Raw genomic sequence first — 15,020 nt, 5'->3', positions numbered from 1 at the left:
CTAAATCGCAAATTACATCTTGTACGCTACGGTTACATAGCCAAAGCGACCGATGTTGTCATAGGCAGCATCGGTTGAGCCAGTACCGGTTGTACCCGTAGGTAGTGCACGGTTAAACAGGTTATCAATACCCACGGTTAGGCTTACACCATTCTTAAAGTTGTAACCCGCAGTTACATCAGTTACTGCGTATGAAGGCAGTTCCATACGGTTACTTGGGTTAGGGTTACGTGCTAGCTCTTGATTGTCGTAAATGCTTGCGCGCTCAATGTAGCGCGTTTTCCAGCTTGCTTCCCAATCGCCTCGGCTGTAGTTAACCGTGAATACACCTTGCCAGTCAGACTCACCAGCAGTGCCGGCGTTTTGATAAAATAGCTCTGGGTTGTCTTGGAATGGAAACTCTTTACGATCTTTAAGGTAAGTCGCAATTAGGCTTGTACGAAACGCACCTTCAAGTGCATCAAAGTCATAGCCTAATTCGAAATCTACACCTTTGGCTTCTTGACCCGCAATGTTTAGTGCGTAGCTGCGAATTTGTGTAATTTCGCCTGATTCTGAATCACGGTCGATAAGACCACAGTACGGATTATCGATGCCTGTTTCAGAGTCTACACAACGGTCTAGAATAGTTTGACCATCAATGTTGGTGATGGCGTCTGTAAGTTCAATTTCCCAGTAATCGACTGTCGCAGTAAAGCCTTCAAACCAAGCTGGAGTATAAACTAAACCTAGGGTTTTAGAGATAGACTGTTCTGCTTGAAGGTCGATGTTACCACCGTTTACGCCTTCCAACGTTGCCGCATCATAGTCAGAGTTGAAGTCTGCCGGAACGCCAAGTGCTGCGCAGTTAGCAATACGTTGGTCGGCATTAGCTAGGTTTTCTAGGTTATCTGTACGGCATGGATCGTCAACATTGAAGAACGTCTGGCTGGCTTCACCGTAAAGCTCGCTAATGTTCGGTGCGCGAAGGGCAGATGATTTAGTTGCTCTAACACGTAAGTCTTCAAAAACCTGCCAATCTAAACCAAGCTTCCAGCTTTTCGCGTTGCCAATAGATGAGTAATTAGCAATGCGCGCCGCTGTGTCGAACGTAAGCATATCTACGCCTGGTAAACCTTCAAGAAGCGGGATAGTAACTTCAGTAAATACCTCAGAGACGTCGTATTCGCCCTTGTCTTCGCCTAGCGCATTGAAGAAGGTGCCTGCAGCGTTGTCTGGCTCATCAATTTCACTTTTTTCTTTGCGGTATTCAACACCTGCTGCGAAACCTACATAGCCTGCTGGCAGCTCGTAGATACCTGAATTTGCGATTGTTGCACCTGCGTTGTACTGCTCAATTTTGCTAGTACCTACAGACGTGGTATTTACATAGTCGATAGCTGCTTGTGAGGCTTGACCGTATCCCATAATATTTAGAGGTACACAGCCATCTTCGCTACCTGATGCACAAACAATGTTACCATTGTCATCTTCGTCTGCATCTATTGCGTTGTAGAAGTTTTGCAAAATCAGGTTATTGCGGTTTTCACGCTCCAGCTCTGTTTTACCGTAGTTTACAAACGCTTCGTAGTTCCATTCATCATTGATATAGCCTTCTACACCTAACACGTAGCGATAGGTTTCACGCTCATCAGCTTCCGTACGAACACCTAAATCGGTCATCATGCGGTTTAGTACAATGCTATCAAGACCGTTTGCGTCCATGTACTCAGCAACACTGTCATCCAAGAATGCATTGTTGCGCGTTATAGTTGTTTCGTCGCTGTAGAAAAAGAACGCTGGTTGCGCCATAGAAATAGCACGTGTGCGTGCGTATTTAGCTTGCGCATATACCGTAGTGTCGTCATTAAGTTCGTAGTTACCTTTAACGTTTAGGTTAGTACGGTCAAATTCTGGCTGTAGCTGTGTGAACTGGCGAAGGTTGAAAGAGTCACAGTTTGCGCAGAAAACACCATCTACTTGGTCGCCAATGTAAATGTCTTTAATTGAACCGTCGGCGTTGAAGGTTTTAGTGCCATCGCCGAATACACCCGCATTGTTTATTACGTAGTAACCCGCGTTAGCGGTGTAAATATCATCCGGGTAGGCCGTTGAATCTAGCTGATCTTCACTGCGCTCGTAACCCATGATGCTTTCAAAGCTCATGTTGCGATAGGGTGTAGCAGTCCAAGGGTTGTCTAAAGCATCTAGTGACCCTTGAGAGCTGTATTCAGCAGCAAAAGCGATATTGCCGCGGTCGTTGTCAAAGTTAAAACCATAAGACGCTTGGTACTTATCGTTTTTATAGCCATTTTCCTGCGCAAAGCCTTGCGTTGCGCTGATATCAAACCCTTCAATATTCTTTTTAAGAATGAAGTTAACTACACCGGTTACAGCGTCGGCACCGTATACGGCAGATGCACCGCCTGTTACGATTTCTACGCGCTCAATCCATGACGTTGGAATAGTGTTGGTATCGACAGCAGCAGTACCCGCTGATGAAGACACGTGGCGCTTACCGTCAACCAAAACAAGCGTGCGGTCGGTGCCCATACCGCGAAGGTCTAGAATGTTTAAACCCGCAGTACCGATGAATTGACTTGAGTTACCTAGCGAGAACGTATTCGCCAATGAAGGCAGTTCGTTAAGCACCTCTCCAATGTTCATCGCGCCAGAGTTAAGTAGTGACTCGCCAGAAATAGCGGTAACAGGCGAAGGAGCGATTGCGCCCTGACGAGAAATACGTGAACCTGTAACTTGAATTTTTTCAACATCAGCGCTAGCTGTCGTTGAATCTTGCGCTATTACGTTGCCAGATGTCAGAGCGACACTACCAGCCAATGCTAACCGAACAGCAGTTGCAATGTTTTTCATGGATTGTTCCTAATGAATTAGAATGTATATGCTTGTTGTTAAATAAGGCCCAAAATTGTAGGCAAGCCTTACCATGTCGATTTGTATTCGGATTTATACTTATGTCTAAGAGGGCGCGCATTCTAATGAGCAGGAACAAGCGAAATCAATTTTTTTCGATGAAACAACGCACTCCCTTTAGGTGGTTAACATTTAATTAATTTCTGATTAAATAGTAGGGTTTCGCTATGTATTGCGGGTATTGTTTTAAACGTGAGCAGATCTAGTTTCTTTCATAACCAATTGTTCAAATTGTGGTGTGAATGAGCGCTTATTAACCTAATTTCACCTTGAGCTCACTCCAATAAAAATACAGATATTGCAACCGAAATTTGGGGGATCTGGTTTGGCAGGTCAACTATTGGTCATATGAAAATTAGTTTTGCATTTCAGCGTATTAATTTGTGCTTTTATCGACGCGCTGAGAGTGTTAATTAAATTGTTGCGAATAGGTTAATTATGGGCGGCTTCTTCTTAATTTTGATCACTCACTACCACCCTAATTACACGCGAGGGAAATGTGTTGCTCACCGTCGTGCTATTAATTGAGGATAAACAATCAGACTAAATATTAACTCGGTTTTTGCCCGAGTTTTTCGATTGGTAAAGTGCTTTATCTGCGTTTTCAAACAAAGCTTCAAAGTCGTAAGCGACCTTAGGAGCGCTCGCTACGCCAAAGCTTGCTGTAAGTTTGAAGTGTTGTGAACTTGATTGGTTCGTGAGTTCTATTTGTTTCCGGCAGCGCTGGGCAACTGTCATAGCTTGTTCTAAATCACAGTTAGGTAAAATAATGCCAAATTCTTCACCACCCAAGCGCCCGATGTAGTCATCTGGCCTGCAACCTTTTAATGCAGCAGTAACCGCACTCAGAAGCGCTTGATCGCCTACCTGGTGTCCATAGGTGTCGTTTATTTTTTTAAAATCATCTAAGTCAAAAATAATTAGACTAACAGGCCTTGCATGCTGATCAGCATAATTTATAAGCTCAGCTGATATTTTAGTAAAGTAGGTGCGGTTGGCTATACCCGTAAGTCCATCTCTTTGCGAGATTTTTTCAAGTGCAATGTAATGGCTTCGTTTTTTGTACAGCCAAAAAGCTATTACTAAAAACGCCATAAATAGCACAAGATAAATAAGCCTGCGTATATTGCTTTCCTCCTGCGCCAGCTGTGCCTTGGCTTTTAACAGGGAGTTTTCCGCATCGAGTAGAGTAATTTTGTTCGATTTTATTAAACTATCTTGTTGTGCTTTATGAATGCTTAACATTTTATTGCTCATACTAGATAAATTAAGCGATCGCGCTTTTGCATAGTCTTTATGTAACTGCAACGCCTTTTCATAATTTTTCTGTTTTTCTGCGATTTGATATAAGACTTCATAAGCATCTATGTCAGAGATGACTGCATAACCCGTATCTTCTTCCTCGCCTAGTACTTTGTAAGCGTATTCTTGTGCTTTCTCATACTCTTCGCGTAAAAAATAGATTTTGCTTAATAATGCGTAATACTCTTCTAACAATGGTGGATATTTAGTACTTTCAACTTCGTTTAGATGCGAATTTAACACCGCTAATGAAGCTTCAATTTCGTTTTTGTTGTACAGATAAGTAGCGTAGTGTGTGTAAATAGCAATAAGCGCTATCTTTTCTTCTGCATTTTCACAGTAGTTTAGCGCCTTAGTAAAACTGTCTTCAGAGAGTGAATCATTCTGTGTAGAGACTAAAGCAACGATAAGCTGCATGTGTAAAAAGCATGTGAATCGGGGAGAGTGTTGCCCGTTAATCAACGAGTTTCCATAACTAATCACCGTTTCTTTCTCGTCAATAGAGTTGTAAAAGTTGATTATCGCATTGTGGGCTTGTTCCTTAACTAAGGGATCAGTGACCTTGTCTAAATTCTCAGTTAAAAAATCCATAGCAGAGAATGCCTCAGCCCAATTTTGGGTTGCAGCATTGAGCGCAGCAAGCGCTGCGTATGATTGAAACTGATAGCGAAACGAATAATCACCGTTTGCAATGTGTTGATACGCTTCTGAGGCACCCAATAGGTCTCCAGCTACAAGCTCCATATAAGCTGCAGTAAAATCATAAAGCTCCTTATCATCTTCGCTTAAGCTTGATTTATCTAAGCTTTGAAACAGCTCTTTCGATTTCTGGGGGTTTGAACTTCGTATCTCATAGGCTTCTTCTAAAATGCTATTACCACTCTCAAGCTGCAAACGAAAGAGAAGAGGAAATTGAAAAAAGTACTGTTAAGATGCTAAAGGTTACTAATTTAACTTGGCTTTTTATTAATAGTTTTAACGTCATTATCGCTTTGAACAGTGGAGTTAGCTACAACATGTAATCTGCAACTCCCTTTCTGTCAAAATTGACGTTACATAAATGCGTCTTCTGATATCGGGAGCGAGGCTATTGTTTTAGTTTAGACAAAAAATGAATAAATGCTTCTGATGCCTAATAAAAATTATATAAACGTTAACCGATTAGACATTGGTCTGCAAAAAAACGGGGGAGCAGTGTTTAGCTAGCTTATGAAAGTAAAGGGGAGCAAGTTTGCCTTTTTACAAACTTGCTTTAACGATATGAAGGAAAATAATAAAACTAGCGTTAAGCAGAGCGCTTAAGGGTTAATTCTCGTCTTACTATCGCAGCACCAGCGCTAAGGGCTTCAAGTTTCCCTCTTGCAACATCTCGTGAAAGGGGAGCCATACCACAATTAGTACAAGGGTAGAGCTTATCTGCGTCTACGTACTTCAATGCTTCACGCAAAGTAGCGGCGACTTCTTCTGGCGTTTCTATGGTATCAGTGGCAACATCAATGGCACCTACCATCACTTTCTTTCCTTTTAGCAAGGAAATGAGTTCAATGGGTACGTGGGAGTTGTGGCATTCCAATGACACCATATCGATGTTCGACTTCGCTAGCTTAGGGAAGCTTTCTTCATATTGACGCCATTCTGAGCCTAGCGTTTTCTTCCAGTCGGTATTTGCTTTAATGCCGTAACCGTAGCAAATGTGTACCGCAGTTTCACATTTTAGCCCTTCAATAGCGCGCTCTAGCGCAGCAATTCCCCATTCGTTCACTTCATCAAAGAATACGTTAAACGAGGGTTCGTCGAACTGAATAATATCAACGCCAGCAGCCTCTAGTTCTTTCGCTTCTTGGTTTAGAATCTTGGCGAATTCCCACGCGAGCTTTTCGCGGCTTTTATAGTGATCATCATACAGGGTATCAACCATAGTCATTGGACCTGGTAACGCCCACTTAATAGGTTGATCAGTTTGGCTTCGTAAAAACGTGGCATCTTCAACGAATACCGATTTTGGTCGTTTAACTGCTTGCGTTACAACAGGTACGCTCGCGTCGTAACGATTGCGAATTCGTACAGTTTTACGATTCTCAAAATCAACACCGTCGAAGTGTTCAATAAACGTGGTTACAAAGTGTTGTCGGGTTTGCTCACCGTCACAAACAATATCGATGCCAGATGCAGCTTGCTCTTGAAGCGTAACGCGAAGCGCATCTTTTTTACCTTCTTCTAAGGCATTATCTTTTAGTTTCCATGGCGACCATAACGTTTCAGGCTCAGCAAGCCATGAAGGTTTTGGAAGACTGCCAGCAATAGAGGTGGGGAGTAATTTTTTCATGTGATTCGTATTCTTTAAGTCAGTAGTTATTGTGAATGCCTGTGGGGCAGGCTGGAGCGCCCCATTAAAATTTAGAGGCTCGCCTAATCGAGATGTCGATTGCATCTGGTAAACTGCAATTCACAAGTTTCCAACCGCCAGTTCCAGAGGATTTATCTAGCGTAACTTGCTGTAAATTGCTGTAGCTTATGTTGATAAGGCTTAATAAAGTTCTCTTCCACGAACTTGCCTTGCTCTACGGCGAGGTGACTGCGTTCGTCGCGGTCGTACACAATGCGTGTTAACGAGTGATCGCTATTTTTCAAATTTGGTTTGTAGCTTAAACCTGCTTGCGCGTTAGCGTTATAAATTTCAGGACGATAGATTTTCTGAAACGTTTCCATTGTCGCGATAGTGCTTATAAGCTCTAAGTTTGTGTAGTCGTTTAGTAAGTCGCCAAAGAAGTAAAAGGCGAAGGGGGCGGCACTGTTAGGCGGCATAAAATAGCGAACGTTTAAGCCCATCTTTTTGAAATACTGCTCGGTCAACGAGGACTCGTTAGGTTGATATTCAACGCCTAAAACAGGGTGCTGGTTTTCGGTTCTGCGATAGGTTTTGCTATCGGAAACGCTCAAGCAAATAACAGGGAGTTTCGAAAAGTGCGCTTTATAGGCTTCAGAGTTAACGAAATACTGAAACAGTTTACCGTGTAAATCGCCAAAATCGTTAGGAACGCTGAATGACGATTGGCCACGATTATGATTAGAAAGACGAACGCTAAAATCATAATCTCGAACATAAGACGAGAAATTGTTGCCCACAATACCTTGGGTGCGCTTCCCCGTTTTTTTATCGATAATGTTAGTTTGCAAAATCTCAATCGTAGGGAAGGTTTTGCCGTTACCCTCAACATCAATATCTACCGATACTATTTCTAATTCAACAGCATAGCGATCGCCACGCTCATTGTCCCAACTAGCTAGAGCATTAAACCGATTGTTAATCATACCTAACGCATCGCGTAAGTTTTCTTTTCGGCGCTCGCCTCGCGCTAAATTAGCAAAGTTAGTGGTAATGCGCGTGTTGTCTGAAGGGCGATAATCTTCATTAAACTGAACGCTGTTAATAGTAAAAGAGAAATTTGTATCCACGTTATTGTTCATGAGAATGCGCTTCTATTCCTAAGATTAAACCGAGTAATGTAAATGCTGTAAAAAGCTATGGATAAATTTATACGCGGTTTTATGTATGAATAAAAATGACTTAATTTCATTTTTACATGAAATATCCTCATGTTTTATTGGGGAGAGAAGGTTTCGTGGTTTTATCCTCCCAACGCCTAGCACTGATCATGATTAGGTCACAGACCGGATCTTTCAGTTGTGAATATAAGTCTCTATCGTTAGGAATTCGAGAGGCGAGGGTTTGCTTGAAGAACGCGTAAGACTTGCGGTATCGTCATCAATTCTAAGATAATCTCTGAATAAAAGAGCATACTTAAAGTTTTTTGCGCCTACTTTTCGTATATGAATATTCGCTTTAAACGACCATTGGTCTGTGACCCCTTGCAGGTAAATTTTACGCCAGTCCGCAAGGCATGATTCGTCAGGCGGTAAATGATCTTGACTCATGTGAGCGTTAGGCAAGTTTAATTGACTTATTCGCTGGTTTATCGTGTCGCAAATAGCAGGAGATATTTCACTAACCCCAATTTGAATATCGATACGATCTTTCGCTGGCATGTTATGAATAGAAGTAGAGCCAATATGGTCAATACAAACGCAAATATCGCCTAGCGCAGTTAATAAACAGCGCTTAGCAATTTCAAACTGCTCAAGCCACACTTTTTTATAAGGCACAATTTCAACTTTATCTCGCTCTTGGCGTTTCATAGTGCAACCTTTCTGCGTTAATTAACAAACTCGGCTCGTTTTTCATTCAAGAAGAAAAAGGTAGCAACTTAAACCATTTCGCTGGTATCAATAACGGCTTTAATGCAAACAAAAACGCATTGGGTTAACAAATACTTACATTGAATAAATTAGATGCCTTGACTTACTTAATTTACAACTTAATACTTGAAACCAGTCATTTAATACTAGAAGTTATTAAGTCTAGTTTTTTTATTTTTGTCTGATAGGACCGCAAGGAGGCACCCAGTGAATCTCATCAAACGTATTAATTTTGTTTCGCCCTCGCGCTTTTCATTACTTTTAGCTTCTGGGTTATTTATTAGCTGTATGGCTAATGCAACACCACAAACTAGCGACAAAGAAGAGTTCGTTGAACCCAAAGATATAGAAGTCGTTGAAGTAAAAGGTAAAGTTAATAAAAATAGTGGTTTTTTCCTACGTAAAATTCAGCGAACGGAGCTGGATTTTTACAGACGATTTAACGCATTAGCGGACAACAAAAAGTTCAAAGTAAGATGTAGAAAAGAATCATCCGTAAACAGCCGAATTAAAAAGACTGTCTGCTATCCCCAGTATGCGCTTGATCGGATGTACAAGGAAACTCAGCAGGCACTTAGGCAAAACATGCCTAGACCGACGATGAAAGGTATCGAAGACTTAACAGTTAGCGACAGAGAAGAGTCTTTTGCCTATATGGAAACAGTCATTAAGAAAGATCCTGAACTAACTAAGTTATTAATAAATATGCGCAAAGCCCAACTTGAATACAAAGAGTGGAAGTCGCAATAGTTGCGCAATTGTATCGTTCTTTTAATTGTATCTGCTGGATTTTGTGCCACAGATACTTTCGCTGTGCCCTGAAAGTTCGGCCAATCCCTCGGACTTTTAATTAGGGTTCAATAATAACTGTGCGCTGACACTTAATAATGGCCGTATATGCGTTCCTTTAACGCTGCGTTGTAACGGCCAAAGCCCCCTCAGTGATTACGCAGCGCATCAATTAACTCGTTTTTACTCATGTTTGAACGCCCATCAATGCCCACTTCTTTGGCTTTTTGATAGAGCTCATCTTTAGTGCGATCTTCGTACTTATTTGCTTTGCCGCCGTCTTTTGACGGAGTTTGTTTACTATTGGCTTGTGCATTGGCAATGCGCGCTGACTTCTCCTTGCTATAGCCTTCCTCGCGAAGGGCCTCATAGGTATCGTCGTTCTTAATTTGGTTACCGTGGTCCTTAGCCATTTTAAAACTCCTGTTGTGAATGGTGAGAGAAGCTGAGATGTTTATAGTATTTCATACTTGGTATTCGCCTAGATGGTTTAGGTTAGGTGAGCGACTTGGTGATTCAATCCAGAGAACAATGGGTTTAGTCAGTAATAGTTTTGCTGCTAATACGAGAAAAAATGTCATTCATCGCAAACGTCTAAATGGGTAAAAGGGCGCTGCACCGCAATGTAACCCCTTAACACATTAAAACTACTTACATTGTCAATTTTAGTGCGTTTTGTGCACGGGAAAAGTGCATTTGTGTCAATGGTTTAGCGCTTTTAGGCTATTGCGCGTTTAAAACCGAGCCTTTAGTCTAAAGACATTGTAGATGGAAGGCTGAGCGAAATATGAATAAAAACGTACAACAAACCACGATAAATTCTTCACGTCGTAATTGGTTAAAATCGGTAGGTTTAGGGGCTGGTGCCGTGGCACTAACCACGAGTGTCGACAGTATAATGGGCGACCTGCATGCGGCGGGAATGCCCACTGAACATTTTCCGTCGGCTACACCTAACGTGAACGATGGTCTTATTCGCTTATCGTCAAATGAGAACGCCTTTGGACCTTCGAAAAAAGCGGCAAAAGCGATGCAAAGCGAGCTTTTAAACCTAGCACGCTATACCGATGCTACGGTTGAAGTTTTAGCGCAAAAAATTGCTAAGCAAGAGGGCGTTTCTGCCGATCAAATCGTTATCACAAACGGCTCTTCACCTATTCTTTTCGGCTATGCCGACTGGATCACGAAAAATGGTAATAAGCTAGTTACCTCTATGGCAACCTATGAAGGTGTGCCGAGAGGCGCTGAGTTTATGGGGGCAGATGTAACTTACGTGCCGCTCGCTGATGATATGACATTCGACCTAGACGCCATTGAAGCAGCAGTAACTGAAGATACAACCGCCGTTTATGTGTGTAACCCAAATAACCCAACGGGTAGCATGGTAGATGCGGCCAAACTGACCGCTTTTGCGAAACGTGTGTCGAAAAAAGCACAGGTATTTATTGATGAAGCTTACATTGAAATGTCTGACGCTTACCCGGCCAACGTTCAGTCGAAGCTTATTTCAGAAGGGCACAATGTAGTAATTTGCCGGACATTTTCTAAAATTCACGCCATGGCAGGCCAGCGTTTAGGTTACGCCATTATGCCAGCTGAGCAAGCTAAAACCCTGGGCGGAATGTTGCGCATGGGTGGCGTAAACTACTTGGCACTTGTTGCGGGTATGGCTAGCATGGATGACCACGCGAACCTAAACACCATGCGCTCACGGATTAAGACTGAACGTGACAAGTTAGTAAAAGTCGCCAAAGAATTAAAACAGCCCTATGCACCGAATCCACAAGGGAATTTCATTTACATGGATACGGGTATGCCGCACGACAAGTTTGCGCAGAAGATGAGAGCACAGGGTATTAAGGTAGTAGGGCGTACCTGGCCCGGTTACGACTCATGGTCACGTATTAGTGTTGGTACGCCAGCAGAAACCGATGCCTGCGTTAAAGCACTAAAAGCAGTACTTGCTTAGAAAAAAACAATAATAACACCTAGCGAAGAAAGAAAAGGCTGAACACTAGTTGCGTTCAGCCTTTTTCATATTCGTTGTGCGAAAATGCACGCTAGTTTTTTATAGGTTAGACTAAGTTTAAACTTTACTTTAGTCCTTGCTTTAGCTCTTACTTAAGCCTCTATTTTTGGCCTTATTTCAGCCCTTATTTGGGCCGTTATTTTTCGATAGCAAACGTTAAGCCTGCTTTCTCTTCTAGGCGGCTTATTAGCTTATCACCAAGAGCTGCTGCTGGTGTGAAAAAGCCGCCAGATAGGTTTACGTCTTTACACAGGCAAAGCGCCGATTCTGAAATCATCTTGCTAGTAGAACCATAGCCAGGATCTTTATCACCTTTAACCGAAACGGCTAGCATGTCGCCATTGGTGGCGGTACCTACAAACATTACATCGTAAAAACCGTTCTCACGCTCTTCTTTACTTGGGCCTTCTCCAGGTTTAGGGCCATCATCGCTAGCTAGCGACTTATCTTTAGCGACGTGGTTTGCCATGGCTTCACCTTTCTCGCCAGGGCCGGTCATCATCATTTCATCGTACTGAAAGTTCTTACCGTAAGCATAGCCTGCTAGGTAGTTAGAGCGGTGAACGTTCTTAGTATTAATTGCCGCCATAATAAATGGCGCTACCCACGTACCTAACTGTTCGTCAAAATAAGGTTTGTTGCCATCTGGCTGTTGTTGGTTAGTCGAACCATCGGTTAGCGAAAGAGGGTTGATAAGCGCTGCCATTACTGACTTGTCTTTATGCGCTGCAGCCATGGTTGCTTTTAGGCTAGCAACTGTACCACCAGAGAACGTGCCCTGCATTTTGCGAACGCGACCTTTTACATATTCGATTACTTCTCCGGTCTGTTTCTTCGCATGTTCTTGTAAATAGTGAACACCTAAATCGAAGGGCACAGAATCGAAGCCACAAGAGAACACAATGTTTGCACCGGTTTCCTTAGCTTTTGCTTCGTACTTGTTGATCATTTGGTGCATCCACGCTGGTTCACCACATAAATCTGTATAGCCTGTACCATTATCAACACACGCAGAAAGTAACTTTTCGCCGTAAATTTGATAAGGCCCTACGGTAGTCAGTACAACGGCTGTGCGCTTTGTCATGGCATCAAGTGCGTCGGCATCATCGCCGTCGGCTACAATACTAGCAACGCTATCGCTAATGCCTAGTTCTTGTTTTACGTCATTAAGTTTAGCTTCGTTACGACCAGCCACTGCCCATTTAACATTGCTGTCACTGCCATACTGCGCCTGAAAATACTCAGCCACTAGTTTGCCCGTAAAACCTGTAGCACCGAAGATAACTACATCAAATTCGCGTTCGTTACTCATTGTTTTGTCCTGTTTTATTCCGTTTCGACACGTGTCATCAATATGCACTTCCCAATATACGCACAAGCGCCCATATATATCATTTTTTTAGGTAATATTTGTCTATTCACGAAATTAAACAGAGGATAAAAAACAACTAGCGCAATGATTTAACAAAAGTAGCTAGTCGAGCCAGTCCCTCATTCAAGCGCTCTATACTGGTAGCGAAAGAAAGCCTTACATAATGATCAGCATTGTGCTCGCCAAAATCATTGCCTGGTGTCAGCGCCACTTGATACTGCTCGAGCAGGGCATCACAGAACTCGATAGCACTTAAGCCTGTATGCTTAATGTTGATGTAAGCGTAAAACGCGCCGTCGGGTTGAGCATCCAAGTTAAGCCCCATATTTTGAAGTGCTTTAAAAACAAGCGATGCACGCTCTATTAGCGTATTGCGGTTTTGCTCGCACTGCGCCAACGTTTCAGGGGTAAAACAAGAAAGTGCGGCTTTTTGAGAAAGGGTAGAGGGGCAAATAAACAAATTCTGCGCGAGCTTTTCGACTATTGGGGTCATAGTCTCAGGCACTACGCACCAGCCGAGACGCCAACCCGTCATACCGAAATATTTTGAAAAGCTGTTTATAACTACCACAGTGTCCTGCAGTTCTGCGTTGGCAAGCACAGTTTGGAGTGTTGCGCCTTTGTTCTCATTTGATTGAAACGCGCCAGCATCCACTTGAACATCCAATGAAAGCGCTAGGTCTAAATAAATTTCATCAACTATTAAAAAGCCACCTTTGGCTTTGCAGTATTGTCCAATCTTAATCAGCTCGTCTGTATCTATTGCCGTGCCTGTAGGGTTGGCAGGTGTGGCGATAAGCACGCCTTTCGTATTGTGTTTCCAATTATCGGCAACACTTTCGGCGGTTAGCTGAAAGTTATCCTCACTACGTGTTGGTACTAGCGTTACTTCTGCGCCAAACGCGTTTAAAAATCGTCGATTGCACGGGTAAGATGGGTCGCCCAATATCACGTTGTCGCCAGGCTCTACTAAAGCGGCGCTTGCTAAAAGTAGCGCGCCTGAAGCACCAGCGGTAACTACGACTCGTGATGGGCTTACTTTTACATAATGTTTAGTTTCATAAAAACTAGCGATTGATTGACGTAGTTCTGGAATACCCAATGCGGAGGTATAGGGAAAATCTGGGGTGTCCAAGCTTTCTTTCATTGCCGCAAGTACGGGCGCGGGGGCGCCGAAATCAGGCTCGCCTAGATTAAGCCTAATAACATCTTTACCTTGCAGTTCCAGTGCGGTGGCTTTTTCGCCATAGGCCATGGCAAGAAACGGAGAAATAGCGGTAGCGCGAGAGGCAAACTTCAAAATAAAACCCTTCATAGTTTGAGCTGGTTGAATCGATAACGCAATTAGGGCTTACTCTTGACTGTGATTCAAGTAAATCTTTGAAAAAGGAAAGGGGCTGCGTTTGCTATGCGCACAACTTTTGCGCATAATATTTTTAGTAGATTAGCTTGAGGTAGTTATGCGTCAAAAAGTTTCTTGTAATACATCGATAAATAGTGACCTTCTCAATGAGGCAAAGTCTCTCGATATAAAGCTTTCTGAGGTTTTTGAAGCCGCTTTAATTAGGGCAGTAAACGAGAAAAAAAAAGCAGAATGGTTCAAGCAGAATGATGGCGCCCTTAAAGCTCATAATGACAAAGTAATTAAGAATGGAACGTTTTCGGAGTCAATCGGTCAGCTATCGTGATAAGTCAGTTTTCAGTATGTAGATATTCATCCTCTATAGTTATCGTCTTGACTAACACAGTTTTTAACGAAGTGGAAAGCTTGTTAGTAGCGCCATTAAAGATACTGGATGGACAACCATACGTGAAAGACTTACAAATACCCTGTGAGGTGAATGGCGTCCTTTACTACATCGACTTACTTGATATTGCTACTGTTTCAAAGCGCGGCTTGAAGCACCTAGCCGAACAGCCTCTTAAAAATATGAGAAACGAAATTAAAGCTGGCATTGATTTACTTATCGATGGTTTTTAGAGATTGGTTCTAAAATGCTCGACTAAACGAATCACCCATTAAACCAGCAGCTTCGCATACTATATGGATGTCTACTTAACGTTTATCAACACCTGATAAAGCTCATCTTTCAACTCGGCGCGGTCGTGTTTCAACTGGTGTAATGTTTCATCGCTTGCGGGTGAGCCAAGCTCTTCAAGGTTTCTAATTTCATCATCTAAACTGTGATAGCGTTTTGCTTTTTCGGCAAAGTCAGTGCAAGTCGCATTTAAACGGTTAATCGTATCCTCGTGTTCTGGAAAGTCGCTTAGTAGTGAGTGGTTTTCGCCTAACATAATCGTTCTCCTGATTGTCTTGTTTCATAACAGCAAAGCTAGATTATCAATACTTTTATCAAG

The 15,020-nt window shown here is 42.6% G+C and carries 13 protein-coding genes; 4 read left to right on the top strand and 9 right to left on the bottom strand.

Features of this window, described 5'->3' with window-relative positions; translation table 11 throughout:
• Window positions 1-12: 12 nt before the first annotated feature.
• The 5 genes from ACYX4W_RS14655 to ACYX4W_RS14635 form a co-directional block, all read right to left on the bottom strand.
• Complete coding sequence (locus ACYX4W_RS14655) at window positions 13-2,853, bottom strand: TonB-dependent receptor domain-containing protein (RefSeq protein ID WP_476073661.1); 2,841 nt, start codon at window positions 2,851-2,853, stop codon at window positions 13-15.
• A 603-nt stretch (window positions 2,854-3,456) separates the two neighbouring features.
• Complete coding sequence (locus ACYX4W_RS14650; protein ID WP_476073660.1) at window positions 3,457-4,959, bottom strand: GGDEF domain-containing protein; 1,503 nt, start codon at window positions 4,957-4,959, stop codon at window positions 3,457-3,459.
• Between the two features lie 541 nt (window positions 4,960-5,500).
• Window positions 5,501-6,541: a methionine synthase gene (locus ACYX4W_RS14645; protein ID WP_476073659.1), complete on the bottom strand. Its 1,041-nt coding sequence runs from the start codon at window positions 6,539-6,541 to the stop codon at window positions 5,501-5,503.
• Between the two features lie 152 nt (window positions 6,542-6,693).
• A complete protein-coding gene (locus tag ACYX4W_RS14640) occupies window positions 6,694-7,683 on the bottom strand; it encodes a DUF1852 domain-containing protein (RefSeq protein ID WP_476073658.1) in 990 nt (329 codons plus the stop codon).
• 213 nt (window positions 7,684-7,896) lie between these two features.
• Window positions 7,897-8,412: a GrpB family protein gene (locus tag ACYX4W_RS14635; protein ID WP_476073657.1), complete on the bottom strand. Its 516-nt coding sequence runs from the start codon at window positions 8,410-8,412 to the stop codon at window positions 7,897-7,899.
• Window positions 8,413-8,679: 267 nt separating this feature from the next.
• On the opposite strand from ACYX4W_RS14635, the gene ACYX4W_RS14630 reads away from it, so the two are divergent.
• The gene (locus ACYX4W_RS14630; protein ID WP_476073656.1) at window positions 8,680-9,222 is read left to right on the top strand and encodes a hypothetical protein; all 543 of its coding nucleotides are present in this window, start codon (window positions 8,680-8,682) and stop codon (window positions 9,220-9,222) included.
• Window positions 9,223-9,410: 188 nt separating this feature from the next.
• On the opposite strand, the gene ACYX4W_RS14625 is transcribed toward ACYX4W_RS14630, so the two are convergent.
• A complete protein-coding gene (locus tag ACYX4W_RS14625) occupies window positions 9,411-9,674 on the bottom strand; it encodes a DUF7218 family protein (protein ID WP_474856928.1) in 264 nt (87 codons plus the stop codon).
• A gap of 374 nt (window positions 9,675-10,048) precedes the next feature.
• On the opposite strand from ACYX4W_RS14625, the gene ACYX4W_RS14620 reads away from it, so the two are divergent.
• Window positions 10,049-11,230, top strand: coding sequence for a pyridoxal phosphate-dependent aminotransferase (locus ACYX4W_RS14620; RefSeq protein ID WP_476073655.1), 1,182 nt, complete (start codon window positions 10,049-10,051; stop codon window positions 11,228-11,230).
• 196 nt (window positions 11,231-11,426) lie between these two features.
• On the opposite strand, the gene ACYX4W_RS14615 is transcribed toward ACYX4W_RS14620, so the two are convergent.
• Both ACYX4W_RS14615 and ACYX4W_RS14610 read right to left on the bottom strand, forming a co-directional pair.
• On the bottom strand, window positions 11,427-12,602 hold the full coding sequence (locus ACYX4W_RS14615) for a saccharopine dehydrogenase family protein (protein ID WP_476073654.1): 1,176 nt from the start codon (window positions 12,600-12,602) through the stop codon (window positions 11,427-11,429).
• A 136-nt stretch (window positions 12,603-12,738) separates the two neighbouring features.
• A complete protein-coding gene (locus tag ACYX4W_RS14610) occupies window positions 12,739-13,962 on the bottom strand; it encodes an aminotransferase class I/II-fold pyridoxal phosphate-dependent enzyme (protein ID WP_476073653.1) in 1,224 nt (407 codons plus the stop codon).
• A 160-nt stretch (window positions 13,963-14,122) separates the two neighbouring features.
• Between ACYX4W_RS14610 and ACYX4W_RS14605 the strand changes: the two genes are divergently transcribed.
• Window positions 14,123-14,350 carry a type II toxin-antitoxin system CcdA family antitoxin gene (locus ACYX4W_RS14605; RefSeq protein ID WP_474806310.1) on the top strand — a complete coding sequence of 76 codons (228 nt, stop codon included), beginning with the start codon at window positions 14,123-14,125 and terminating at the stop codon, window positions 14,348-14,350.
• Window positions 14,351-14,397: 47 nt separating this feature from the next.
• Complete coding sequence (locus tag ACYX4W_RS14600) at window positions 14,398-14,643, top strand: hypothetical protein (protein WP_474806312.1); 246 nt, start codon at window positions 14,398-14,400, stop codon at window positions 14,641-14,643.
• Between the two features lie 71 nt (window positions 14,644-14,714).
• On the opposite strand, the gene ACYX4W_RS14595 is transcribed toward ACYX4W_RS14600, so the two are convergent.
• Complete coding sequence (locus ACYX4W_RS14595) at window positions 14,715-14,957, bottom strand: HP1242/YdcH family protein (RefSeq protein WP_474806314.1); 243 nt, start codon at window positions 14,955-14,957, stop codon at window positions 14,715-14,717.
• Between the last annotated feature and the right edge of the window lie 63 nt (window positions 14,958-15,020).

Source organism: Alteromonas sp. ABH4_454, from assembly GCF_056311775.1.
Note: the sequence above shows the minus strand (reverse complement) of the source record. Positions and strands in the feature narration are given on the sequence as shown.

What these genes read in the sequence shown, in the direction of transcription:
- ACYX4W_RS14655 (WP_476073661.1), bottom strand. Translation starts at nt 2,853, where the DNA reads ATGAAAAACATTGCAACTGCTGTTCGGTTAGCATTGGCTGGTAGTGTC.
- ACYX4W_RS14650 (WP_476073660.1), bottom strand. Translation starts at nt 4,959, where the DNA reads ATGGAGCTTGTAGCTGGAGACCTATTGGGTGCCTCAGAAGCGTATCAA.
- ACYX4W_RS14645 (WP_476073659.1), bottom strand. Translation starts at nt 6,541, where the DNA reads ATGAAAAAATTACTCCCCACCTCTATTGCTGGCAGTCTTCCAAAACCT.
- ACYX4W_RS14640 (WP_476073658.1), bottom strand. Translation starts at nt 7,683, where the DNA reads ATGAACAATAACGTGGATACAAATTTCTCTTTTACTATTAACAGCGTT.
- ACYX4W_RS14635 (WP_476073657.1), bottom strand. Translation starts at nt 8,412, where the DNA reads ATGAAACGCCAAGAGCGAGATAAAGTTGAAATTGTGCCTTATAAAAAA.
- ACYX4W_RS14625 (WP_474856928.1), bottom strand. Translation starts at nt 9,674, where the DNA reads ATGGCTAAGGACCACGGTAACCAAATTAAGAACGACGATACCTATGAG.
- ACYX4W_RS14620 (WP_476073655.1), top strand. Translation starts at nt 10,049, where the DNA reads ATGAATAAAAACGTACAACAAACCACGATAAATTCTTCACGTCGTAAT.
- ACYX4W_RS14615 (WP_476073654.1), bottom strand. Translation starts at nt 12,602, where the DNA reads ATGAGTAACGAACGCGAATTTGATGTAGTTATCTTCGGTGCTACAGGT.
- ACYX4W_RS14605 (WP_474806310.1), top strand. Translation starts at nt 14,123, where the DNA reads ATGCGTCAAAAAGTTTCTTGTAATACATCGATAAATAGTGACCTTCTC.
- ACYX4W_RS14595 (WP_474806314.1), bottom strand. Translation starts at nt 14,957, where the DNA reads ATGTTAGGCGAAAACCACTCACTACTAAGCGACTTTCCAGAACACGAG.